General features: G+C 67.3%; 25 protein-coding genes. 22 read left to right on the top strand and 3 right to left on the bottom strand.

The window, feature by feature from the left end; all coding sequences use genetic code 11:
- From HX774_RS08605 to HX774_RS08580, 6 genes are all read left to right on the top strand, one after another.
- A partial coding sequence (locus HX774_RS08605) for a hypothetical protein (RefSeq protein ID WP_178825986.1) occupies positions 1-719 on the top strand: 719 nt, incomplete at its 5' end.
- Positions 720-737: 18 nt separating this feature from the next.
- The gene (locus tag HX774_RS08600) at positions 738-1,421 is read left to right on the top strand and encodes a fumarylacetoacetate hydrolase family protein (protein WP_178825984.1); all 684 of its coding nucleotides are present in this window, start codon (positions 738-740) and stop codon (positions 1,419-1,421) included.
- Positions 1,422-1,532: 111 nt separating this feature from the next.
- The gene (locus HX774_RS08595; protein WP_178825982.1) at positions 1,533-3,161 is read left to right on the top strand and encodes a thiamine pyrophosphate-binding protein; all 1,629 of its coding nucleotides are present in this window, start codon (positions 1,533-1,535) and stop codon (positions 3,159-3,161) included.
- Entirely contained in the window at positions 3,158-4,624 is a 1,467-nt protein-coding gene (locus HX774_RS08590) for an aldehyde dehydrogenase family protein (RefSeq protein ID WP_218650342.1), read from the top strand. The genes HX774_RS08595 and HX774_RS08590 overlap by 4 nt, the downstream gene beginning before the upstream one ends.
- The gene (gene kynU, locus HX774_RS08585) at positions 4,614-5,885 is read left to right on the top strand and encodes a kynureninase (protein WP_178825980.1); all 1,272 of its coding nucleotides are present in this window, start codon (positions 4,614-4,616) and stop codon (positions 5,883-5,885) included. Before HX774_RS08590 ends, kynU begins: the two co-directional genes overlap by 11 nt.
- Complete coding sequence (locus HX774_RS08580) at positions 5,882-7,297, top strand: amino acid permease (protein ID WP_218650341.1); 1,416 nt, start codon at positions 5,882-5,884, stop codon at positions 7,295-7,297. Before kynU ends, HX774_RS08580 begins: the two co-directional genes overlap by 4 nt.
- Here the strand turns inward: HX774_RS08580 and HX774_RS08575 are convergent.
- Positions 7,287-8,240, bottom strand: coding sequence for a LysR family transcriptional regulator (locus HX774_RS08575; protein WP_178825978.1), 954 nt, complete (start codon positions 8,238-8,240; stop codon positions 7,287-7,289). The genes HX774_RS08580 and HX774_RS08575 overlap by 11 nt on opposite strands.
- A gap of 186 nt (positions 8,241-8,426) precedes the next feature.
- Here HX774_RS08575 and HX774_RS08570 point away from each other — a divergent pair, with 186 nt between their 5' ends.
- Positions 8,427-9,419: an amidohydrolase family protein gene (locus tag HX774_RS08570; protein WP_218650340.1), complete on the top strand. Its 993-nt coding sequence runs from the start codon at positions 8,427-8,429 to the stop codon at positions 9,417-9,419.
- A gap of 82 nt (positions 9,420-9,501) precedes the next feature.
- Here HX774_RS08570 and HX774_RS08565 read toward each other — a convergent pair whose 3' ends face one another.
- Both HX774_RS08565 and HX774_RS08560 read right to left on the bottom strand, forming a co-directional pair.
- Positions 9,502-9,948, bottom strand: a complete 447-nt coding sequence (locus tag HX774_RS08565) for a VOC family protein (RefSeq protein WP_178825976.1) — start codon at positions 9,946-9,948, stop codon at positions 9,502-9,504.
- Between the two features lie 60 nt (positions 9,949-10,008).
- Positions 10,009-10,812, bottom strand: a complete 804-nt coding sequence (locus tag HX774_RS08560) for an aspartate dehydrogenase (protein WP_178825974.1) — start codon at positions 10,810-10,812, stop codon at positions 10,009-10,011.
- 186 nt (positions 10,813-10,998) lie between these two features.
- Here HX774_RS08560 and HX774_RS08555 point away from each other — a divergent pair, with 186 nt between their 5' ends.
- Genes HX774_RS08555 through HX774_RS08485 form a run of 15 tightly spaced genes read left to right on the top strand, consistent with a single transcriptional unit; the run spans position 10,999 to position 23,338 of the window.
- Positions 10,999-11,826, top strand: coding sequence for a sulfite exporter TauE/SafE family protein (locus HX774_RS08555; protein ID WP_178825972.1), 828 nt, complete (start codon positions 10,999-11,001; stop codon positions 11,824-11,826).
- Between the two features lie 4 nt (positions 11,827-11,830).
- A complete protein-coding gene (locus HX774_RS08550) occupies positions 11,831-12,880 on the top strand; it encodes a fumarylacetoacetate hydrolase family protein (protein WP_178825970.1) in 1,050 nt (349 codons plus the stop codon).
- The gene (locus tag HX774_RS08545; protein ID WP_178825968.1) at positions 12,880-13,920 is read left to right on the top strand and encodes an ABC transporter substrate-binding protein; all 1,041 of its coding nucleotides are present in this window, start codon (positions 12,880-12,882) and stop codon (positions 13,918-13,920) included. Before HX774_RS08550 ends, HX774_RS08545 begins: the two co-directional genes overlap by 1 nt.
- Positions 13,917-14,474, top strand: a complete 558-nt coding sequence (locus HX774_RS08540) for a VOC family protein (RefSeq protein WP_178825966.1) — start codon at positions 13,917-13,919, stop codon at positions 14,472-14,474. Before HX774_RS08545 ends, HX774_RS08540 begins: the two co-directional genes overlap by 4 nt.
- Complete coding sequence (locus tag HX774_RS08535) at positions 14,471-15,226, top strand: ABC transporter permease (RefSeq protein ID WP_178825964.1); 756 nt, start codon at positions 14,471-14,473, stop codon at positions 15,224-15,226. Before HX774_RS08540 ends, HX774_RS08535 begins: the two co-directional genes overlap by 4 nt.
- Positions 15,223-15,972, top strand: coding sequence for an ABC transporter ATP-binding protein (locus HX774_RS08530; RefSeq protein ID WP_218650339.1), 750 nt, complete (start codon positions 15,223-15,225; stop codon positions 15,970-15,972). The genes HX774_RS08535 and HX774_RS08530 overlap by 4 nt, the downstream gene beginning before the upstream one ends.
- Positions 15,972-16,793: an alpha/beta fold hydrolase gene (locus HX774_RS08525; RefSeq protein WP_178825962.1), complete on the top strand. Its 822-nt coding sequence runs from the start codon at positions 15,972-15,974 to the stop codon at positions 16,791-16,793. The genes HX774_RS08530 and HX774_RS08525 overlap by 1 nt, the downstream gene beginning before the upstream one ends.
- Positions 16,794-16,795: 2 nt before the next feature.
- Complete coding sequence (locus tag HX774_RS08520) at positions 16,796-18,274, top strand: 2-hydroxymuconic semialdehyde dehydrogenase (RefSeq protein WP_178825960.1); 1,479 nt, start codon at positions 16,796-16,798, stop codon at positions 18,272-18,274.
- A 14-nt stretch (positions 18,275-18,288) separates the two neighbouring features.
- The gene (locus HX774_RS08515; RefSeq protein WP_178825957.1) at positions 18,289-19,068 is read left to right on the top strand and encodes a 2-keto-4-pentenoate hydratase; all 780 of its coding nucleotides are present in this window, start codon (positions 18,289-18,291) and stop codon (positions 19,066-19,068) included.
- Positions 19,065-19,487: a RidA family protein gene (locus HX774_RS08510; RefSeq protein ID WP_178825954.1), complete on the top strand. Its 423-nt coding sequence runs from the start codon at positions 19,065-19,067 to the stop codon at positions 19,485-19,487. The genes HX774_RS08515 and HX774_RS08510 overlap by 4 nt, the downstream gene beginning before the upstream one ends.
- A gap of 17 nt (positions 19,488-19,504) precedes the next feature.
- Positions 19,505-20,038 (top strand): 3-hydroxyanthranilate 3,4-dioxygenase, encoded by a 534-nt coding sequence (locus tag HX774_RS08505; protein ID WP_178825952.1) that lies wholly within the window; start codon positions 19,505-19,507, stop codon positions 20,036-20,038.
- Positions 20,038-20,820, top strand: coding sequence for a 2-keto-4-pentenoate hydratase (locus HX774_RS08500; protein ID WP_178825950.1), 783 nt, complete (start codon positions 20,038-20,040; stop codon positions 20,818-20,820). Before HX774_RS08505 ends, HX774_RS08500 begins: the two co-directional genes overlap by 1 nt.
- Before the next feature lie 4 nt (positions 20,821-20,824).
- Positions 20,825-21,763 carry an acetaldehyde dehydrogenase (acetylating) gene (locus HX774_RS08495; protein WP_178825948.1) on the top strand — a complete coding sequence of 313 codons (939 nt, stop codon included), beginning with the start codon at positions 20,825-20,827 and terminating at the stop codon, positions 21,761-21,763.
- On the top strand, positions 21,760-22,797 hold the full coding sequence (dmpG, locus tag HX774_RS08490) for a 4-hydroxy-2-oxovalerate aldolase (protein WP_178825946.1): 1,038 nt from the start codon (positions 21,760-21,762) through the stop codon (positions 22,795-22,797). Before HX774_RS08495 ends, dmpG begins: the two co-directional genes overlap by 4 nt.
- Before the next feature lies 1 nt (position 22,798).
- On the top strand, positions 22,799-23,338 hold the full coding sequence (locus HX774_RS08485; RefSeq protein ID WP_178825945.1) for an NADPH-dependent FMN reductase: 540 nt from the start codon (positions 22,799-22,801) through the stop codon (positions 23,336-23,338).
- Positions 23,339-23,757 lie beyond the last annotated feature (419 nt).

Below are 23,757 nucleotides of genomic sequence, written 5' to 3'. Positions count from 1 at the left end.
GATGTCGTGGTCGCGGGTGGCTGTCCGAGAAGGACGCCGCCTTCCCGCACACGCTCAACTTCGAGCTGGCGGGGACCGGCAAGGTGCGGGCGGTCGCGCTGGACAATCGCTTCGCGCCGGTGGTGCGCGAAGACGGGTCGATGTCGCAGACCGCCGAAGGCTCGCCCGTGCGCCGCTTCGCACTGCTGGGGTCGACCGTCGGGCCGGATGGGCCGTTTGAAACCCTGGTCGCGGGCGAGGCCAAGGCCGACGCCCGGACGCTGATCAAACTGCCCAAGGAAGCCTCCGCCCGCTGGCTGCGCCTGCGCATCGACAGTAACTGGAAAGGCGGCGGCGCCACGCGTCTGTCGGACCTCGCAGTTTTCGGTGAACTGGACCAGCGCGGGTCGGCGGGCGAGGCTGACGTCAGCGGGGTCTATGCTCACGAGTATGGCCCGATCGCCCTGCGGCAGTCGGGGCAGGACCTTCGAGGCTGTTACAACAACGGCCTGGGCATGCTGCGCGGCACGGTCTTCGGTCGCATCCTGCGGCTGGCCTGGTTCTCGAAAGAGGAGGGCAGCATCGGCTCAGCGACCCTGGTGGCGGCCAACGGCAAGCTCTACGGCTTCTGGTATCGGCCCGAAGACAAGATGGGCAGCCCGTGGAACGCCGTCAGGGAAACGACCTTGACCGACGCCGACCTCGGCGCGTGTCGCGCGGCCCTCTATCCCCCCGCCTGAGACGCAAGGCCGCCAACCATGAACCCACTTTTTTCCGTCGCGCCGCCGACCGCCGAGATCGCCGGCGGCGCGCAGCGATTTCCGATCCGCCGCATCTTCTGCGTGGGCAAGAACTACGCCGACCACGCGCGCGAGATGGGCGGCGACCCCTTGCGCGAGCCGCCCTTCTTCTTCTCCAAACCCGCCGACGCGGTGGTGTCGGGGACGGCCGATATCGCCATGCCGTCGCGCACCGCTGACCTGCATCACGAGATCGAGTTGGTGGTCGCGCTGGGGCGGGGCGGGGCCAGTATCGCGCCCGAAGACGCCCTGGCGACGGTGTTCGGCTATGCGGTCGGCAATGACCTGACCCGCCGCGACCTGCAGGCCGACGCCAAGGCGGGCGCGCGGCCCTGGGACATGGCCAAGGGCTTCGACCACAGTGCGGTGCTGTCGCCGATCCGGCCTGTCGCCGCGATCGGCCATCCCGCGACGGCGCGCATATGGCTGGCGGTCAATGGAGCGCTGCGGCAGGACGGCGACATCGCCGACATGATCTGGCCGGTCGCCGACATCATCGCCGAGCTGTCGACCTATGTGGAACTGCAGCCCGGCGACCTGATCTATTCGGGGACGCCGGCGGGCGTGGGTCGCATCGGCCCCGGCGATCTCGTCGAAGGCGGCATTGACGGTATCGGGACCATCGCCAATCGCTTCGTCTGATGATTTGCTTATAGCGTATTGAGCATATCAAGACGGCCATTTGGTATTATTTGTTTATGGCGAGCGGGCCTAGGCCGAATGGGGCTGATGGCTCTTGTTCAAGGATCTCGCATGAAATCGACCAACGTAGCCCGCAACGTCGTTGTGGCCCTTCGCGACATGGGCGTGCGCCATGTCTTCGGCGTGCCGAGCGGCGGTTGGGTTGATTACATGGAGGCGATCCGCACCACCGACGGCATTGATTTCGTGCTGACGAGCCACGAGGGCGGGGCCGGCTTCATGGCGGATGTCTGCGGACGGCTGACCGGGGTTCCGGGCGTCTGCTTCGGCACCTTCGGGCCGGGCGCCACCAATCTGGCGACCGGGGTCGGCGGGGCGACTCTGGACCGTTCGCCGATGATCGCCCTGACCGATGAAATGCCGGCGGCATTGCGGGGACGAACGGTGCAGATGGGCATCGACCATCAGGCCCTGTTTGCGCCCCTGACCAAGGCGACGATGCGGATCGAGGCCGACAGCGCCGTCGACACCCTGGCCGAGGCCGCACGGATCGCCCTGTCGGGCCGTCCCGGCGCGGTCCATGTCGGCCTGCCGCAGGGGATGAGCGCCGTCGCGGTCGAGGAGGCGCGGATCGCGCCGCCCGCCGCCGACCCGGTCCCCGCGCCGGACGAGGCCGCCGTCGCGGCCCTGATCGCCGCCTTCTCCTCCGCCACGAAGCCCGTGCTGGCTATCGGCCTCGGCGCCGTTCATGCCGGGGTTCAGGATCGCATCATCGCCCTGGCCGAGCGGTTCGGACTGCCGGTGCTGCTGACCCCAATGGCCAAGGGCATGGTGGCGGAAACCCATCCCAACTACGCCGGCGTCCTGTTCCACGCCCTGTCGGACCAGGTCGGGCTGACCCATGCCGAGGCCGATCTGGTGGTGGCGATCGGCTACGACCCCATCGAGTTCAACTACGAAGGCTGGATGCGCGACGGCCTGGCCCTGGCCAGCATTGACGTGGTCCCGGCTGATATCGACCGTGACGTTCATCCGGTCGTCGCCGATGTCGTCGGCGCCATCGCGCCCGTACTCGACGTGCTGCTGGCGCTTCCGGCGACCGTGAAGGGTTGGGATCTGGCCGCGCTGGCGGCGCGCAAGGCCGAGATCTTCGCCCGCCTGGCCGGTCGTGAAGGGGCCTTCGCGCCGCGCGCCGCGCTGGATGTGCTGCGCGACGTCCTGCCCGCTGACGGCATCATGACCTGCGATGTCGGGGCCCATACCCACCTGATCGGTCAGCACTGGCGCACGCCCGCGCCGGGCACGCAGATCATGACCAACGGCTGGTCGGCCATGGGCTTCGGCCTGCCCGCCGCCATCGCCGCCAAGCTGTGCCGACCCGACACGCCGGTCTGCTGCGTCCTGGGCGACGGCGGCTTCCTGATGACGGCGGGCGAGCTGGCGACGGCGGCGCGTGAAAAGCTGCCCATCGTCATCGTTATCTTCACCGACAACGACCTGGCCCTGATCCGCATCAAGCAGGAGAAGAAGTCGAACCCCATCTATGGCACGCCGGTGCGCGCCGAGGGGACCATCGGCGGGCCGTCGCTGTTCGGCGTGCCGGTGACGGTCGCCCGCGATCCGGTCGAGTTCCGCGCGGCGCTGGAGGCTAGCTTCGCCGCCGACGGTCCGGTGATCGTCGAGGCCCTGCTAGACAGCCGCGAGTATGACGAACTGGTCCTGCGCAAGGACAAGCCGTGAGCCTGGCCTTGCGACAGGTCGTGCACCCCGATCTGGCCGAAACGGGCCGGTCGCTGTTGATCGGCGGCGCCTGGGAAGAGGCGGCTGAAACCATGGCGGTGCGCAACCCCTTCACCGGCGACGTGCTGGGCGAGGCGGCCTGCGCCACTGTCGAGCACGTCGAACGGGCGGTGGCGAGCGCGGTGGTCGGGGCGGAAGCCATGCGCGACCTGTCGACCGGCGCCCGCGCCCGCATCCTGCACGGCGCGGCGACGGCGCTGGAGGCTGAGGCGGCCCGCTTCGCCGCCGCCATCACGGCGGAAACCGGCAAGCCGGTGCGGTCGGCGACGCGCGAGGTCGCACGTGCCGTCAACACCCTGCGCCTGTCGGCGGAAGAAGCGACGCGGCTGGCGGGCGAGACCATCGCCTTCGACAGCTTCCCCGGCGGCGAGACGCGCTCGGGCCATTACCTGTATGAACCGCTCGGCGTGATCGTCGCCATCACCCCCTTCAACGATCCGCTGAACCTGATCTGCCACAAGGTCGGCCCCGCTCTGGCGGCGGGGAATGCGGTGGTGCTGAAGCCCGCCGAACAGGCGCCCCTGGTCGCCGTCATGCTGGCGCGGCTGCTGCTGGCGGCGGGCCTGCCGGACGGCGCGCTCAACCTGCTGACCGGACGCGGGTGCGATTTCGGCGACGCCCTGACCCGCCACGAAGACGTCGCCATGGTCAGCTTCACCGGCGGGGCCGGGGTCGGTCAGGCGATCTCTCGGTCGGCGGGGATCAAGCGTCTGGCGATGGAGCTGGGCGGCAATGGCGCCGTGATCGTGATGGACGAAGCTGATATCGACCGCGCGGCCAAGGCCTGCGCCTCGGGCGCTTTTGGCGCGGCGGGGCAGAACTGCATCGGGGTCCAGCGCATCTATGTTCACGCGGCCGTCCATGACGCCTTCCGCGACGCCATGGTCGCGGCGACGAAGGCTCTGACCGTCGGCGATCCGATGGACCCGGCCACCGATATCGGTCCGATGATTGGCCTGGAGCAGGCGGAACGCATCCTGGCCTGGACCCAGGAAGCGGTGGCGCAGGGCGCGACCCTGCTGACGGGCGGAGAGCGCGTCGGCGCCCTGGTCCGTCCGATCCTGTTGACCGACGTGCCGGAGCAGGCGCGGGTGTCCTGTCAGGAAGCCTTCGGCCCGGTGGTCAGCCTGTTCCGCTTTAGCGATCTGGATGACGCCATCGCCGCCGCCAATCGCGCCGACTACGCCATCCACGCCGCGATATTCACAGGATCGCTGCGCCACGCGCGTCATGCGGCTCGCCGTCTGCGGTCGGCCGGCGTGATGATCAATGATTCGACCGACTATCGCCTCGACGCCATGCCGTTCGGCGGCGCGGGGCGGGGCAATATGGGGCGGGAAGGCGTGCGTTTTGCGGTGCGTGAGATGTCCCAGACGAAGGTAGTGTGTTTCCATGACGCTTGACGTAACCCGCATAGACATTCCCGAGGCGCCCGACCGCGCCTGGTGCGAGGCGATGGATCGGGCCGATCCTTTGGCGCCGCTGCGCGACCGCTTCGACCTGCCCGAAGGGATGATCTATCTCGACGGCAACTCGCTGGGCGCCATGCCGAAGGCTGCGAGCGCTAAAGCCCTGGACGTCGTGACCCGCGAATGGGGCGCGGACCTGATCAAGAGTTGGAACAGCGCCGGCTGGTTCGACCTGCCAGTGCGGCTGGGCGACAAGCTGGCGCCGCTGATCGGGGCGGGGGCGGGCGAGGTCATCATTTGTGATTCCACCAGCCAGAACCTGTTCAAGGTGCTGTCGGCGGCGGTGGCCATGCGCCCGGATCGCAGCGTGCTGATCCTGGAGGGCAGCAACTTCCCGACCAACAACTATATCGCCCAAGGCGTCGCCGCCGCGACCGGCGGGCGGGTGACGGTGCGCCTGTGCGAAAAGGACGAGATCGCGGACGCTATTGATGCGGACACCATCGCCGTCGCCATCACCCACGTCCATTACAAGACGGGCCATGTGCACGACATGGCGGCGATTACGGCGCGCGCCCAGGCGGCCGGGGCGCTGGCCGTCTGGGACCTGTGCCATAGCGCCGGCGCCCTGCCGGTCGATCTGAACGGCTGCCAGGCGGACTTCGCCGTCGGCTGCACCTACAAGTATCTGAACGGCGGACCCGGATCGCCCGCCTTCCTGTTCGTCGCCAAGCGGCATCAGGGCCAGGCGTATCAGCCGGTGACGGGCTGGTGGGGCCATGCCGCGCCCTTTGCTTTTGAGCCCGGCTATCGTCCGCAGACGGGCCTGCGCCAGTTCCTGATCGGCACCCAGCCGATCCTGTCGATGACGCTGGTGGAGACGGGGCTGGATATCCACCTGTCGGCCGACATGGCGGCGATCCGCGCCAAGTCGATGGCCTTGACCGACCTCTTCATCCGCCTGGTCGAGCAGCGCTGCGCCGGCCACGGCTTCTCGCTGGCGTCGCCGCGTGACGCCGCCGCGCGCGGCAGCCAGGTCTCCTTCGCCCATGCCGACGGCTATCCGATCATGCGCGCCCTGATCGCGGCGGGCGTGATCGGTGATTTTCGTGCGCCCGACACGGTGCGCTTCGGCTTCGCCCCCCTCTATGTCGGCTATGTCGATGTCTGGGAGGCGGTGGAGCGACTGGCGGCGATCATGGATGGCGGGCTATGGAACGCGCCCGAACATCAGGCCCGCGAAGCCGTCACATGATCGAAGAACGAGGGGGCAAGGCGATGGACGAACAGACCTATATCGACCGCGAGGCGGGGCTGGAACGCGGGCTGAGCAAGGCGCAGATCGTCATGATCGGCCTGGGCGGCGCGATCGGCACCGGCCTGTTCATGGGCTCGGGCATCGCCATCGGCTACGCCGGTCCCGGCGTGCTGGTCAGCTATGTCATCGCCGCGCTGATCGCGGTGATCATGGTGTTCAGCCTGTCGGAAATGGCCGTGGTCCATCCGACCGCGGGATCGTTCGGCACCTACGCCGAAATCTACCTCGGGCCGCTGATGGGCTTCATCGTGCGCTACACCTACTGGATCCAGCAGGTGCTGCTGATCGGCAGCGAGGCGATCGCGGTCGGCATCTATATGCGATGGTGGTTCCCCGGCACGCCGGTGTGGATGTGGGCGCTGGGCAGCGCCGGCATTGTCGTCTGGGTGAACACGCGCGCGGTGCATAATTTCGGCACGGTCGAATACTGGCTGACGGTGATCAAGGTGTCGGCCATCGTCGGCTTTATCCTCGTCGGCCTGAGCCAGATCTTCGGCCTGACCGGCGCCGCCCCCATCGGCCTGCACAATGTCACGGGCCTGCCGGGCGGCTTCCTGCCCAACGGCTTCTCCGGCGTGTGGATGGCCGTGCTGATGGCGCTGTTTTCCTTCATGGGGCTGGAGTTCGTCGTCGGCACCGCCAGCGAGGCCAAGGACCCGAAGACGGCGATCCCGGCGGCGCTGCGCACGATGGCGGGGCGGCTGTTCCTTTTCTACATCCTGGCGCTGTTCATCATTGTCGCCTTCATTCCGTGGACCGAGTCCGGGGCCAAGGTGGTGACCGAAAGCCCGTTCGTGAAAATGTTCGCCAGCGCGGGCATCCCCTATGCGGCGGGCATCATGAACTTCGTCGTCGCCTCGGCGGCGCTGTCGGCGATGAACACCAGCATCTATCTGGGCTCGCGGATGCTCTTTTCGCTGGCGCGCGGTGGCTATGCGCCGCGCGCCCTGGGCCAGCTCAATGCGCAGAAGGCGCCGATGCGGGCGACGCTGGTCACGGGCGTGGGCATCCTGGCTGCGGCCTCGGTCTCGGCCCTGACGCCGCTGGCCTACAACTACCTGTTCGGGATTGTGCTGTTCGGCGGGCTGCTGGTGTGGAGCACCATTCTGGCCAGCCACCTGCGTTTCCGTCGCCGCCACAAGGGCGTCGATCTGCCGGTGCGGATGCCCTTCTTCCCCTATGCCCAGATCCTGGGGCTGGTGCTGCTGGTCGCGATCACGGTGACGATGGCGCTCGATACCGACTTCTGGCAGACGGCGCTGATCGCCGGCGTGCCGTGGCTGGTGGTCGTTACGGCGGCCTATTTCATCTGGAAGCGCGTATCGCGGAAGTCGGCGCCTACGGCCTAGCCTGTCCCAGTTCGTCGCGAATCTCGCTCGCTACCTCGTGGATGATGTCCATGAAGTAGCGGGCGGCGGCGGACAGTTCGACATGGGCGTGGGTCGTCGCCCCGATCCGCGAACTGGCGCCTTCGAGCGCGACCGGCAGGATCGCCAGTCCGGCCTGGCCGGCGCCGACGAGGTGCGGCATGGCGGCGATCATGTCGGTGTTCATCAGCAGGCCGTGGTTGGTCAGGATCGACACGGATTCGATCGTGTCGTGCGGCGGCTCGAGCCCTTCGTGACGGAAGGCGTGGTCGATCTGGCGACGCAACGAGGTCTGCTGCGGCGGCATCACCCAGGCCTGGTCGACAAGGTCGGCCAACGTCAGTGACGCGCGCTGGGTCAGGGGATGGCCGGCGCGCACCATGATGGACACGGTGTCGAGGTAGAGGACGTCCTGCTTCAAGCCTTCGCGTTCGCGATACTCGGGCAGGCGGCCGAGAACAATGTCGATGTCGCCGGTGCGCAGGCCAGGCATCAGCCGGTCGATCGTTCCTTCGGCCACCGCGACCGCGATCCCCGGACGCTGTTCCCGCAGCCGCGCCAGGGCGCGCGGCAGCAGCGAGGTCGAGGCGGCCAGCAGGGTGCCGACATGGACGCGGCCCGAAAGCCCTTCCTCAAGCGATTGCAGTTCTTCGCCCGCATGGCGCAGCTGGGTCAGGATCAGCTTGGCGTGCTTGATCAGCACCTTGCCGAAATCCGTCGGGGTCACGCCGCGCGAGGATCGATCGAACAACTGGACGCCCAGGGCGTCTTCCAACTCCTTGATGCTCTTGGTCGCGGCGGGCTGGGCGATGTTCAACGCCTGCGATCCCTTGAGGACGGTGCCCTCGTCGGCGATCGCCGTCAGAAGGCGCAACTGGCGCAGCTTCAGCCGCCCCAACAGGAAGTTCTCGTGGAATTTGGGCATGATGCGTCCCCGGATCGCTTTGGAAGGGATATAACTGTTTTGCAATAACCGGGGCAAGTCTCGGGATTATTGTTGATAGCCGCCCCCCGCTACTCAACCTCATGGCCCCCCGCGCCTGAATCGGCTGTGGGGATGATGGATGGCAGGGATGCGACGAAAGTCATGACGATAGAGGCTTCAAAAAACATGGCTGTCATCGACATGCACAGCCATTTTTTCCCTGCGATGGACGCGGCCTATCGCGCGCGGGCGGAGGTCGAGGGGCTGCCGTGGATTCGCGATACGGGCGGCGGCAAGGGCTTCATCATGCAGGGCGGGACAGAGTTTCGCCCGGTCGATGACGTCCTGTGGGACCCGGCGCGGCGCGTCGAGGCGCTGGACGCCCAGGGCATCGACCTGCAGATCCTGTGCGCCACGCCGATCATGTTCGGTTACGGACGCCCGGCAGCGGAGGCGCGCGACCTGGCGCAGCGTTTCAATGATGAGGCCTTGGCCTTTTGCGGATACGCGCCGCACCGGATGAAGGCCCTGGCCCAGGTGCCGTTGCAGGACATCGACATGGCCTGCGCCGAGGTCAGTCGCGCCATGGCGACGGGGCACCTGGGCGTCCAGATCGGCAACCATATGGGAATGCGCAACCTCGACGACGAAGGCCTGCTGACCTTCCTCACCCATTGCGCCGAGGTCGGGGCGGCGGTCCTGATCCACCCCTGGGACATGATGGCGCGCGAGCGCATGCCCAAGTATATGCTGCCCTGGCTGGTGGCCATGCCGGCGGAGACGCAGCTGTCGATCCTGTCGCTGATCCTGTCGGGGGCGTTCGAGCGCCTGCCGAAATCCTTACGCATCTGTTTCGGCCACGGCGGCGGCAGCTTCGCCTTCCTGCTGGGCCGGGTTGAGAACGCCTGGAAATATCGCGACATCGTTCGCGCCGACTGCCCCCGTCCGCCCTCGACCTATGTCGACCGCTTCTTCGTCGACTCGGCGGTGTTCGATCCGCGCGCGCTCAGCCTGCTGATCGATGTGATGGGCGAGAATCGCGTCCTGCTCGGCTCGGACCATCCCTTCCCGCTGGGCGAGCAGGACATCGGGTCTTTGGTTCTTGGACATGAGGGCCTGTCGGGCGCGCAGAAGGCCAAGATCCTGAGCGGCAATGCGAAGGCGTTTCTGAACCTCTGATCGGGCTTCAGAACAGCAGACTAGAAAACCCGCCGGAGCGCTGCTCCGGCGGGTTTTTCCTATACGACGCCTGAGCGGATTTTCACACCGGGGCGGGGCTGCCCTTGTAGCTTTCGGTGCCGGCCCAGCCGCGTTCGGAGACATCGACCATGACGTTTTCAGGCCCGGTCATCTTGTACTCGGCGTTGTCCTTGGCCGGGTTCTTGCCGAGGCCCTGAGCCAGGTTGACGTCGTGGCGCGGCGCGAAGCCGGAGTTCTCAAAACGCTCGACGATGGCGTTGATGTCGTCGCACTGGAAGCCGATGTGGTGCAGTCCGGTATAGCCTTCCGGGAACTCCATGCCGGCGGCGGGGCGGTTCTTGAAGCAGAGCAGGGCGATGTTGATGTGGCCGTCGGTGACGTAATAGCCGCGCGCATTGCGGCTATCGATCTTGCCGGCCAGGGTCCAGCCGAGAACCTCGGTGAAGAAGCCGACCGAGGTGTCGGGGTCGGCGGATGCGATCGCGACGTGGCGCAGGCGGGTCGTCATGGGGCGGGCCTTTCCAGGATGGGGATTGCCGCTGGCGGTCAGCGGCCGGGTTGGGAAAAATCAGGTTCCGATACGGATGGGGCTGACCAGGTCCTGAAGCGCGGCGACGATGCTGAGCGCGGTGATCCGGCCTGTGCCGGGGTTCTCGTCGGTCGGCACATTCTCGATGGCGAGCTCCAGCCGCGCGCTGTCGGCGTCGACCACGATCCGGTGCGTATTGCGCTCCAGCATGGGGTCGGCCCAGATCTCGAGCCGGGTCCGGTCGGGACCGACGCCCGCCATCCCCAGCGCAGCCGCGACGTTCACATTGGCGGGGAAGGCGATTGCGCCCTCGCGCGCACTGCCCCCGAAGATCTTGAGCGGGGCGGTAAGGCCGGACAGGTCGATCTTGTTGCGCACGACGTGCTCGGCCTTGACCAGGGACTTGACCGGCTTGCGCGTCACCATGGTCACGGAATGGATGGTCCCGATGGCGGCGGCGCGCACCGCGTCGAGCCCCAGCAGGGCGCCGGTGGCCAGGATGATGCGTCCGTTATGGGCGCGCGCCAGATCGACCGCCTCGGGCCACTGCATCAAGGCCGCGCCGCTCACCGTCACCAGGGTCTTGCCGGCCCGCAGCGTCGTTTCGGCGATGTCGCGGAAGGCCGCCGTCGGGGCGCTGTCGACGATGACGTCGGACGCGGCGACCAGCGCGGCGGTGTCGAGGATGGGGATGGGCGTTCGCAGTTGCGCCATCGCGGTCTCGGCGCGACCCCGGTCGCCGGCGGACACCGCCGTGAGCGCCAGCGGCAGTTCGCTTGTTTCGATATGGCGCGCGACCACGCGGCCGATGGTGCCGAACCCGGCTATGCCTACCTTGATCATGGCGGTCAGGCTAAGGCGTCGTTGCTATATGGGATTATACCCTTTGGCCGACTTTCTATCCTGAAAGAGGCATAGCTCGCGCTCGCCTGTTTGATATATATTTTTGAATATATATGGGTCGAGTTTCTATCTTTGACCGCATATCTGCGACCCCGCACAAGTCATGGCTGACGTGTGGGGAGAGCGATGCACGAATTCATCAACCAGGACCTGCTGACGCTGGCGGCGATGATGCTGCTGACCGGCGCCGTGGGCGGCCTTCTGGCCGGGCTGCTCGGGGTAGGCGGCGGCATCGTCATTGTCCCGGTGCTCGACCTGGTGCTGGCGTCGATGGGCGTTGAGCCCGCCGTGCGGATGCATGTCGCGGTCGCGACCTCCCTGGCCACCATCATCCCGACCGCGATTTCCTCGTCCCGCGCGCATCACGCCAAGGGCGCGGTGGACATGGCTCAGTTGAAGCACTGGGGCGTCGCCATCTTCCTGGGCGCCATCGCCGGGGTGTTGATCGCCTCGCGGGTCACGGGGGATGTCCTGTCGGCCGTGTTCGGCGTCGTCGCCCTGCTGGTGGCGATCAAGATGCTGTTGCCGCTGGAGGGCAGGCATATCGCCGAGGCCATCCCCAGCGGGCCGGGCGGGCAGTTGCTGCCGTTCGCCATCGGCGGCTTCTCCAGCATGATGGGCATCGGCGGCGGTACGCTGAGCGTCCCCACCATGACCCTGTTCAACTTTCCGATCCATCGTGCGGTCGGGACGGCGGCCCTGTTCGGCCTGTTGATCAGCGTCCCGGCCACCATCGCCTTCATCGTCACCGGCTGGAACGTGCCCGGCTTGCCCACGGGCAGTCTAGGCTATGTCAATCTGATCGGTCTGGCGGTCATCGCGCCGGTCTCCTACGTCGCTGCGCCCTGGGGGGCGCGCCTCGCCCATGCCCTGTCGAAGCGGCATCTGAGCATCCTGTTCGGCCTGTTCCTCGCCGTGGTGTCGGCGCGGATGCTGATCCGGGCCTTTGGCTGATGCCATGTCCGATGTCCCCAACCCCGCCCGCTGGCCCCGCCGCGCCACGATCGCAGGGATCGGCGCCGGCGTCGCCCTCGGCGTTGTCGCGCCCACGCAGGCCTTCTCCTTTCAAGAGGTTGATCGATCAATGACCTGGTTTGCCCTGGCCACCCGCGCCGGTCCCGACGGCCCGCGCCCGACGATCAAGGTGGGCGACGCCTTCCACGACCTGCACGACGCCGCCGCCGCGCATGGATTTGCAGCGGTGGCGGACGATGTCACGGCCATCATCCGTGACTGGGAGGCGCGGCGCGAGGGGCTGTTCGGTCTGGCCCGCGCCCTTGCCGGCGCCTCGGGGCAGGCGCTGGCGGCGCCCAGGCTGCTGACGCCGTTCGAGCCCCGTCGCATCTTCGGCGCGGCGTCCAACTTCATCGAACACGCCGCCGAAATGCAGACCAAGCTGGCGGCCAAGGCCGACAGCGAGCCCTATATCTTCCTCAAGACAGTCGAGAGCGTCATCGGTCCCGATGAGACCGTCGTGGCGCCGCCCCAGGTGTCGCGTCCCGACTGGGAGGTCGAGCTGGGCGTGGTGCTGGGCCGGGCGGGCAAGAACGTGGCCGTGGGCGAGGCGCACGACCTGATCGCCGGCTACACCATCGTCAACGACGTCTCGGCGCGCGACCGCACCCGGCGGACCGACTTCCCGTTCTCGCACGACTGGTTCCGCGGCAAGAGCTTCGACACCTTCACCCCGCTCGGCCCCGTCTTTGTGCCGCGCGACTGTCTCGGCGATCCGCACGACATCCGCCTCGGCCTCGACGTCAACGAGGTCTCGATGCAGGACGGCAATACGTCCGAGATGATCTTCAACATCCATGAGCAGATCGCCTATCTCTCGACGATCCTCGAACTGCGCGCCGGCGACGTGATCGCCTCGGGCACCCCGGCCGGGGTCGGCATGGGGCGCGGCGTCTTCCTGAAGGACGGCGACGTGATGCGCGCCTGGGTCGAGGGGATCGGCGAGCTGACCAATCCGGTCTCGGCGCCGCACCTGCTCCGGGAGAGTGCGTGATGGCGATCCTTGCTCGCCGCGCGCTGCTCGTACCCGTCGTGATCGTGGCCGCGATCGCCGGACTGACGCTGTGGAGCGTGGTCGGAGGCAATGCGCCGAAGGCGGCCAAGCGCGAAGACGCGCGCACGGTTCAGTTCAACATGGCCTGGCTGACGCAGGGCAGCATGGCGGGGATCTTCGTCGCCATCGACAAGGGCTATTTCGCCGACGCCGGGCTGAACGTCGAACCCGTGCGCGGCTTCGGCGGCATGCGGACCGCCAACGAACTCGACCAGGGGATGTTCGAGTTCGCCTATCTCGACCCCCTGTCGGTCGCGCTCAACCGATCAAAGGGCGGCGCCGTGCGGATGATCGGCGGCATCAATATGCAGCTCCCGGCCGGCGCCTGCTTCGTCAAGGAGCGGCATGCGATCAAGAGGCCTGCTGACTTGGCTGGACTGCGCTTCGGCGCCGGTCAGTCCTCGGCCATTCAGGCCCTGATGCCGGCCTGGCTTCAGGGCAATGGCGTCGACCCGGCCAGCGTCGAGCAGATCCAGCTTGACCCGGCCATTGTCGTCTCCTCGCTGGTCGAAGGACGGATCGACGCCGCCGAATGCTGGCTCGGCAATTCGATGGCGCTGTTCGACAAGGCAGCAAAGGCCAAGGGCGTCAGCATCGGCCGGATCGCCTATGCCGATTTCGGGCTGGACGTTTACGGCAGCGGGCTGGCGACGCGCGACGCCCTGATCGAAAGCGACCCTGAGCTGGTGCGGGCCTTCACCCACGCCGCCTATCGCGGTTACGCCGAGGCGGCGCGCGATCCCCAGGGGGCGCTGACCATCATTCGCAAGCACTATCCCTTGCTCGACGAGGCCGTGACCGAACGGCAGATCCGCGAGACCGCCGCGCTGATGGCCGCCGAGGGCGGGTCGCACCGCCTGAAGCCCGAGAAGATCCAGCGCACCGTCGCGACCTTGCAGGCCAGCGGCCAGCTTCAGGGGTTCGACGCGACCGAGACGCTCTTCACCAACGCCTTCGTTCCGACGGGGAAACAGCCGTGATCGATCCCGCAGCCTATCGTCCGCGTCCGACGCGGCTCGGGCACCTGGTCCTGAAGGTGCGCGACATCGACCTTTCGCTGGCCTTCTACACCGAGATCATGGGCCTGGAGGTGTCGGATTGGATCGACCATCAGATGGTCTTCCTGCGGGCGGGGCAGGACCATCATGATCTGGCCCTGCTGCAACTGCCGCCCGGCCATTCGGCGGCGCCCGAGGGCTGCTATCCGGCGGTCGAGCACTTCTCCTATCGCCTCGAAACCCTCGAAGAGCTGGAAAAGGTCGCGGCCATGCTGACGGCGCGCGGCGTGCCGATCGACCGGGGCATCGGCAAGCACGGACCGGGCGCCAACAGCTTCCTCGTCTTCCGCGATCCCGACGGCAACAACGTCGAGTTCTATACCGACATGACCCAGATCGACGCCGAGCATCCCTATGTCCCGTCGGTGTGGGACGGAAAGCAGATGGCGACCTTCGACCGCTGGAATCTGGAACGCTTCCTCGTGCCGCCGCCGGCCCGCATCCAGGCCCTGCTGGACAAGGAGGGCGAGGCATGACCCGCGCCCTGTTCAACCGCGACACGGCGATCAGCGCGGCCTTCTTCCTGCTGCTGGGGCTGGCGTGGGAGTACGGCGTTCGCTGGTCGGGCGTTCAGGCCTATCTGCTGCCGCCGCCCAGCGCGATCCTGGCCGAGCTCTGGCAGTCGCGCGGGCCGATCCTGGCGCAAAGCCTGGTGACGCTGACTGAGGTCTTCTGGGGCTTCATCATTGCGGTGGTGCTGGGCGTGCCGATCGCGGCCCTGATCTATTTTTCGCCGACGGCCAAACGCACGGTCTATCCGCTGTTCGTTGCCTTGCAGAGCATTCCCAAGATCGGTCTGGCGCCCCTGATCGTCGTTTGGTTCGGCTATGGGCTGACGTCGAAGCTGATCATGGCCTTCCTGTTCGCCTTCTTCCCCATCATCATTTCGACGCTGGGCGGGCTGGCCAGCACCCCGTCGCACCTCGAGGAACATTTCCGCGCCCTGCGCGCCACGCCGCTGCAGACCTTCTGGCGGCTGCGCCTGCCGGCGGCCCTGCCCAGCTTTCTCGACGGCTGCAAGGTGGCCATGCCGCTGGCGGTCATCGGCGCGGTGGTCGGCGAGTTCGTCGGCTCGAACGACGGCTTGGGCAATCTGATCCTGACGGCGTCGGGTTCGGGCCACACGACCCTGACCTTTGCGGCCCTGTTCGCGGTGACGGTCCTATCGCTGCTGCTCTTCTACGGCGTCGCCTATTGGGAACGCTTCATCTGGTGGCGTGCGGCATGAGCGCGGAAATCTCCATCACCGGCGTCGGCAAGGCGTTCGACGGCCGTAAGGTGCTCGAGGGCGTCACCGCTGACATCGGCGCCGCAGAGTTCGTCTCGGTCCTCGGTCCGTCGGGCTGCGGCAAGAGCACCCTGCTGCGCCTCATCGCCGGCCTCATCCTGTTCGAGGAGGGCGCCATCCAGGTCAACGGAGAGGCCGTGACCGGCCCCTCCGCGACGATGGGCTTTGTCTTCCAGACGTCGAACCTGCTGCCCTGGCTCAATGTGCGCGACAATCTGCTGCTGGGCATCAATCTCGATGCCGCGTCGCAGCGGCTGGACGAGGCGGCGCTCGCCGAACTGGTCGAGACCCTGGGCCTGACAGGCTTCGAGGCCAGCTATCCGCACCAGCTGTCAGGCGGGATGCGGCACCGCGTGGCCATTGGTCAGGCGTTGGCGCGCAATCCGCAGATCCTGCTGATGGACGAGCCCTTCGGCGCCCTGGACGCCCTGACGCGCGACCGGCTCAACATGGAGCTGCTGCGTCTGTGGCAGCGCGACCGCAAGACCGTGGTCCTGGTCACGCACAGCATCTCCGAGGCCGTGCTGCTGTCGGACCGGGTGCTGGTCATGTCGGAGCGACCGGGGACGATCATCGAGGACGTCCATATCGACCTGCCGCGTCCGCGCGACCCCAGCGTCACGCGAGAAGATCCGGCCTTCGGCGACTACGTCGTTCGGCTCAGCAAATTGATGGGAGTAGCGTGATGGAAAGCGGGATCGTGAAGACCGCCGGCGCTGAAATCTATTACCAGACGCACGGCGTGGGGCCGGCGGTGGTGCTGGCGCACGGCATCGGCGGCAACCACGCCCTCTGGTACGGCCAGATCGACGCCCTGGCGCGGTCGAACCGGGTCATCCTGTTCGATCATCGCGGCTTTGGCCTGTCGCGCGATCTGGATGGGCGCGGGCGCGACGCCTTTGTCGAGGATCTGATCGCCCTGCTCGATCATCTGGGCGAGGACCGGGTGGCGCTGGTCGGTCAGTCGATGGGGGCGGGGACCTGCATCGGCTTCGCCCATCAGGCGCCCGAACGGGTCGCGGCCCTGGCCATCTGCGACAGCCTGCACGGCATAGCGGAAAGCGCGGCGGTGAAGGCGATCATGGACGCGGCTCGCACGCAGACCGCCGCCATGGATCAGATCGACCGCGTCCTCGGCGCGGGCGCCCCGCGCGATCTGGCCATGCTCTATCGCCAGATCGCCAGCTTCAACGCCGTGGATCGCCACAACCTGACGGGTCAGTTCACGGCGCGCCCGGCGGCGGATCTCGCCGGCAAGGGCTATCCCATTCTGTTCTTGTGCGGGACCGAGGACGTGATCTTCCCGATTGAGGCGGTGCGGCTGGTGCAGGAGGAGGTGGCGGGCTCCTTCCTGGTCGAGGTCAACGACGTCGGTCACTCGGCCTTCCTCGAGGCGCCGGTGCAGTTCAACGACACCCTCCTGTCGCTGCTTCAGATGGCCGGACACGTCGGCAAGAGCGGCGCGGCGCACAGCAACACCGCCGGCTATGTGCGGGTCGGAGGTTAGGCATGACAGACGCAGCCTATCCCTTCGCCCAGCGCGATATCCTCAACTATGTCGACGGCGCCTTCGTCGAAGGCGACGGGTTCTTCGACAACATGAACCCGGTGACCGGAACGGTCGCGGCCCGCGTGTCCCAGGCCGATCAGGCCCTGGTCGACCGGGCCGTGGCGGCGGGCCGTCGCGCGCTCAAGGGGCCGTGGGGGAAGATGTCCCAGGCCGAGCGGTGCAAGGTTTTGGTCCGCGTCGCCGAGGGCATCGAGGCTCGCTTCGACGACTTCGCGGCGGCCGAGATCGCCGACACCGGCAAGTCGCTGCATCAGGCGCGCACCATCGACATTCCGCGCGGCGCCGCCAACTTCCTGGCCTTCGCCGCGATGGCCGAGGCGCGGGCCATGCCCAGCTTCCGCACGGATCTGGCCGATGGACGCAGCGCCATCAACTACGCCGTGGCGCGTCCTCTGGGGGTGGTGGCGATCATCTCGCCGTGGAACCTGCCGCTGCTGCTGATGACGTGGAAGGTCGCGCCGGCCCTGGCTTGCGGCAATGTGGTGGTGGTCAAGCCGAGCGAGGAAACCCCCTCGACCGCGACCCTGCTGGCCGAGGTGATGGATGCCGCGGGCGTGCCGCCGGGCGTGTTCAATCTGGTTCACGGCTTCGGCGCCGCCTCGACCGGCGAATGGCTGACCGCCAATCCCGACATCGACGCCATCACCTTCACCGGCGAGTCGGCCACCGGCGGGGCCATCATGCGGGTGGCGGCGGCGGGGGTGAAGCCGGTCTCGTTCGAGCTGGGCGGCAAGAACGCCGCTCTGGTCTTCGCCGACTGCGACTTCGACGAGGCTATCGCGGGCACGGTGCGCTCGGTCTTTTCCAACTGCGGCCAGGTCTGCCTGTGCACCGAGCGCATCTATGTCGAGCGGCCCATCTTCGACCGTTTCGTCAAGGCCCTGGCCGAGCGCGCCGAGGCCCTGACCATCGGCGATCCCTGGTCGGGCGCCGACATGGGGCCGCTGATCTCGCACGGCCACCGCGACAAGGTGCTGGGCTATTATGATCTGGCGCGAGAAGAAGGCGCCACAGTGGTCACCGGCGGCGGCGTGCCTTCGTTCGACAGCGCGCTGGACCAGGGCGCCTTTGTCCAGCCCACCATCCTGACCGGCCTGGGTCACGACGCCCGCTGCGTGCGCGAGGAGATCTTCGGCCCCGTCTGCCACATCGCCCCCTTCGACACCGAAGCCGAGGCGATCGAACTGGCCAACGACAGCGACTATGGTCTGGCGGCGGCGATCTGGACGCGGGACGTGGGCCGCGCCCACCGGGTCGCGGGGCAGATGGAAACCGGCATCGTCTGGGTCAATGAATGGTTCCTGCGCGACCTGCGCACGCCGTTCGGCGGCATGAAGCTGTCGGGCATCGGCCGTGAGGGCGGCGAGGCTTCGCTGAGCTTCTACTCGGAGCCCACCAATATCTGCGTCAAACTCTAGGGGGAGGGGACGACATGACGGACATCGCGACAATCGCTGCAAGACTGGACGCCGCCGCGCGCGACGCGCGGGCGATCCCGCAGATCACCGGACAGGAAGGCGAGCTGGCGCTGAGCGAAGCCTATGACATCCAGCGCGCCGTGATCGACCATCGGCTGGCGCGCGGCGCGGCCCTGGTCGGGGTCAAGATGGGCTTCACCAGCGAAGCCAAGATGGTCCAGATGGGTCTGAAGGATCAGATCTGGGGCCGACTGACGTCCGACATGGTGGTGGCCAAGGGCGGCGTGGTCGACCGCGCCCGCTTCATCCATCCGCGCGTCGAGCCTGAGGTCGCGGTGCGACTGAAGGCGCCGCTCTCAGGCGAGATCACCCGTGAAGAGGCTTTCGCCGCGATTGACGCCCTCGCCCCGGCGCTGGAGATCATCGACAGTCGCTATGAGAACTTCCGCTTCGCCCTGGGCGATGTCGTCGCCGACAACGCCTCGTCCTCGGCCTTTGTCGTGGGGGACTGGCTGCCCGCCGATACCGACGTGGCCGATGTGCCGATGGTGATGAACGTTGACGGCGCCGTCGTCGAGACGGGGAGCAGCGCCGCCATCCTGGGTGATCCGATCCGCTCTCTGGTCGCGGCGGCGCGGCTGGCGGGGGCGGCGGGGCTGACGCTTCAGCCCGGCTGGACCGTGATGCTGGGAGGCGCGACGGCGGCGGCGGCCATCGGTTCGGCGCGTGCGGTCTCGCTGGACGCCGGCCATCTGGGCCGCGTCGGCTTCACCATCGCCGGCGGCGCGGCATGAGCGAAGGACGCGTCATTCCGGGCAAGGCGCGCCCGCGCGGCCGCTTTCCCCATTACCGCCGCGCCGGTGATTTCGTCTTCGTCTCGGGCACCAGTTCGCGGCGGCCAGACAACAGCTTCGCCGGCGCCTCGGCGGATGAGTTCGGCGTCGTCAGCCTCAATGTCGCCGAGCAGACGCGGGCGGTGATCGACAACATCGCCGCCATCCTGGCCGACGCCGGGGGCTCGCTCGCCGATGTCGTCGACATCACCAGCTTCCTCGTGAACATGAATGATTTCGGCGGCTACAACGCCGTCTACGCCGAGTATTTCGACGAGGCCGGTCCAGCGCGCACGACCGTCGCCGTCCACCAGCTTCCCCACCCGCATCTGCTGATCGAGATCAAGGCGACCGCCTTCATCCCGCGCGCCGACCTGTGATCCCAGGATACCCGCCCATGCTGACCTATGGCCCGCCCTTCAACTTCCGTCAGTGGATCGCCGATCATCGCGAGCAGCTGAAGCCGCCTGTCGGCAACGCCCAGATCTGGGAAGACGCCGACTTCATCGTCACCGTCGTCGGCGGCCCGAACCAGCGCACCGACTATCACGTCGATCCGCTGGAGGAGTTCTTCTACCAGTTGGAAGGCGACATGAACCTGCGCCTGTGGACCGAGGACGGCCCGCAGGACATGGCGATCCGCGAGGGCGACATCTTCCTGTTGCCGCCGAACGTCCCGCACTCGCCGCAGCGCCCGGTCGAGGGCAGCGTCGGCCTGGTGATCGAACGCAAACGGCCCGAGGGCGTGACCGACGCCTTCCAGTGGTACTGCGATGACTGCGGTTTAATCGTCCACCGCGTCGAGGTGCAGCTGAAGAGCATCGTGCGCGACCTGCCGCCCTTGTTCGCGGCCTTCTACGCCAGCGAAGAGCTGCGCACCTGCGGCCACTGCGGCACGGTCCATCCCGGCAAGCACGCGGTCCCGGCCTGATGTCAGCGGCCTATGAAACCGCCGCGCGCCGGCTGCGCGACGCCTATTCGGGGGACGTGGTCGCCCCCTTGCGCGAGGTGCTGGACCCGACCGACGCGGTCGGCGCCTATGCGGTGCAGACGATCAACACCCGCTTCTGGGAAGCTGAGGGCCGGCGGATCGTCGGCCGCAAGGCAGGCCTGACGGCCAAGGCGGTCCAGGTCCAGCTCGGGGTCGATCAGCCTGACTTCGGCGTCCTGTTCGACGACATGCGGATCGCCGACGGCGGCAATCTCGATCCCGCGCAGACGATCCAGCCCAAGGCCGAGGCGGAGATCGCCTTCGTCCTCGGCGCCGACCTGCCTGATCCTGAAACGACGGTGGAACAGGTCGCGGCGGCGGTCGCGAGCGTTCACGCGGCCATCGAGATCGTCGACAGCCGGATCGCCGACTGGAAGATCACCTTCGCTGACACCGTCGCCGACAACGGGTCTTCCGCCTTCTTCGTCCTGGCCGAGGCGGCGACGCCGCTGGCCGGGCTTGACCTCGAAGGGGCGGCGATGGCGATGACGGTCAATGGCACAGTCGTCTCGACCGGCGTCGGGGCTGCAGCGCTCGGCAATCCGCTCAACGCGGCGGCCTGGCTGGCGCGCACGCTGGCCGAGCGCGGCGAACCGCTGAAGGTGGGCGATGTCCTCTTGGCGGGGGCTCTGGGCCCGATGGTCGCGCTGACCCCTGGCGACCATGTGGTCGCGACCATCGACGGCCTCGGCGACGTCCGTTTCACCTATGGCGAGGGCTGAGGTCATGACTCCTAAGCACAAGACCAAGGTCGCCATCATCGGATCGGGCAATATCGGCACGGACCTGATGATCAAGATCATGCGCCTGTCCGACACGCTGGAGATGGCGGCCTTCGTCGGCATCGACCCGGAATCCGATGGCCTGAAGCGCGCCGAACGTCTGGGCGTCCCGGTGACCGCTGAGGGGTTGGACGGCCTGGTCGCTCTGCCGGGCTTCGCCGACATCGCCATTGTTTTCGACGCCACCTCGGCGGGCGCGCACAAGCGGCACAGCGAGGTGCTGACGGCGCACGGCAAGCGGGTGATCGACCTTACCCCGGCGGCGATCGGCCCCTATGTGATCCCGCCGGTCAACGGCGAGGCGCATCTGGACGCGCCCAACGTCAACATGGTGACCTGCGGCGGGCAGGCCACCATCCCGATCGTCGCGGCGGTGAACCGTGTCGCCAGGGTGCATTACGGCGAGATCGTCGCCTCGATCGCCTCGAAAAGCGCCGGCCCCGGCACGCGCGCCAACATCGACGAATTCACCGAGACGACCAGCCAGGCCATCGCCCAGGTGGGCGGGGCGACGCGCGGCAAGGCCATCATTGTCCTCAACCCCGCCGAACCGCCGCTGATCATGCGCGACACCGTCTATTGCCTTTGTGACGACGGCGACCGCGAGGCGATCCGCCGCTCGGTCGAGGCCATGGTGGCCGAGGTCCAGACCTATGTGCCCGGCTATCGCCTCAAGCAGGCGGTGCAGTTCGAAAGCGTCGGCGGCAACGCGCCCTTGCGCATTCCCGAAATGGGCGGCGAGTTCACCGGGCTGAAGGTCAGCGTCTTTCTCGAGGTCGAAGGCGCGGCCCACTACCTACCGGCCTATGCCGGCAATCTCGACATCATGACCTCGGCGGCGCTCAAGACCGCCGAGAAGATCGCCGAAAGGATCGCCGCGTGACCTTCGATCCCGCCACCACCAAGCTCTATATACAGGACGTCACCCTGCGTGACGGCATGCACGCCATCCGCCACCAGTATGGCCTCGACCACGTCCAGGCCATCGCCCGTGCGCTTGATCGCGCCAAGGTCGATGCGATCGAGGTCGCCCACGGCGACGGGCTGCAGGGCTCAAGCTTCAACTACGGCTTCGGCGCCCACACCGACTGGGACTGGATCGCGGCGGTCGCTGACGTTCTCGAACACAGCGTGCTCACCACCCTGCTCCTTCCCGGCATCGGAACCGTGCATGACCTGAAGCACGCCTATGATCTCGGCGTGCGCGCGGTGCGCATCGCGACGCACTGCACCGAGGCCGATGTGGCCAAGCAGCATATCGAGGCCGCCCGCACCCTGGGCATGGACGTGTCCGGCTTCCTGATGATGAGCCACATGTCCGAGCCCGACGCACTGGCGCAGCAGGCCAAGCTGATGGAGACCTATGGCGCGCACTGCGTCTATGTCACCGACAGCGGGGGCGCGATGACGATGGATCAGTACGCCGCGCGCCTGGCGGCCTATGATCGGGTCCTGAAGCCCGAAACGCAGCGCGGGGTGCACGCCCACCACAACCTGTCGCTCGGCGTGGCCAACAGCATCGTTGCGGTGCAGGGCGGGGCGATCCGCGTTGACGCGTCGCTGGCCGGCATGGGCGCCGGCGCCGGCAACGCCCCGCTGGAAGTCTTCATCGCCGCGGCCGAGGTGCAGGGCTGGAACCACGGCTGCGATCTCTATGCGCTGATGGATGCGGCCGAGGACCTGGTCCGACCGCTTCAGGACCGACCCGTGCGCGTTGACCGCGAGACCCTCACGCTCGGCTATGCCGGGGTCTATTCCAGCTTCCTGCGTCATGCCGAAAAGGCCGCCGCCGAGCATGGGCTCGACACGCGGGCCATCCTGGTCGAGCTGGGCCGGCGCAAGATGGTCGGCGGGCAGGAAGACATGATCATGGACGTGGCGCTGGACATGGCGCGAGCGTCGCTAGCCGCAGCCTGAGATGTCGCTCTCCCTGATCGGCCTGTCCGGCAGTCTGCGCCGAGAGGCCTACAGCACCGCCATACTGACGACGCTTCGTGACGCCTTGCCGGGCGACATGCGCCTGGAGGTGCGATCGCTGGAGGATATCCCGCTCTTTAATGACGACCTCGATGGCAAGGATGCGCCCGCAACGGTCGCCGCCCTGCGCCGCGACATCGCCACAGCGGACGGGCTCGTGGTGATCTCTCACGAATACAACCACGGCATGAGCGGTGTGCTGAAGAACGCTCTGGACTGGCTGTCTCGACCAGGCGCGAGCAGTTGCCTGCGAGACAAGCCGGTCCTGACGCTGACGTCGTCGCCTTCGGCGCTCGGCGGCGTGCGCGCCCAGCAGCAACTCAACGAGACCTTCATCGCCACATGCTCCCGCCTGGTGATCCGCCGGCAGATCGTGATCGGAATGGTCGCCGAGAAGGTCGTGGACGGGCGGCTATGCCACGAGCCTACCCTGGGCTTTATCCTGGACGGCGTGCGTGACCTGCGCGACGCCTGCGGTTGACGTGCGCCGCGCTTCAGACGGCGGGCTTCACTGTTCTGGGACTCGGGTTCGTTGAGATAGTTCGTGAATCTGTCATTCGAGGGTTGTGGACTCGAGGGGCGGTCCGTATAGACGCCGCTCGCTCGGAGACGGGCTGGCCCACGGGGCTTCGGAGACTGGGTTTTCGGGGTTTTGGCGGGGCAAGAGTTGAAAAACTTCTTGCTTCCTTTAGTTGGTTCAGCTAGCTTCCGCGCTTCGATCAAATCGCTGATTTGCCGGTGCGGGAAGCTTCTTCGCTTTTCCTGTCGGTCTTCTGCGGCTCTGAAAGCTTCGGCGTTTAGGTCTTCAGAAAGGTTAGTTGGTTCGGTTGACTTGGAGTTTGGCTTTCCTTAGATAGCCGTCTCCGCCGGTCCTTCGGGATCGGGAGTGTTGAGAGAAAG

This window comes from Brevundimonas sp. P7753 (assembly GCF_013386595.1).
Lineage (GTDB): Bacteria > Pseudomonadota > Alphaproteobacteria > Caulobacterales > Caulobacteraceae > Brevundimonas > Brevundimonas bullata.
This window is presented reverse-complemented; position numbering and strand designations above follow the sequence as displayed.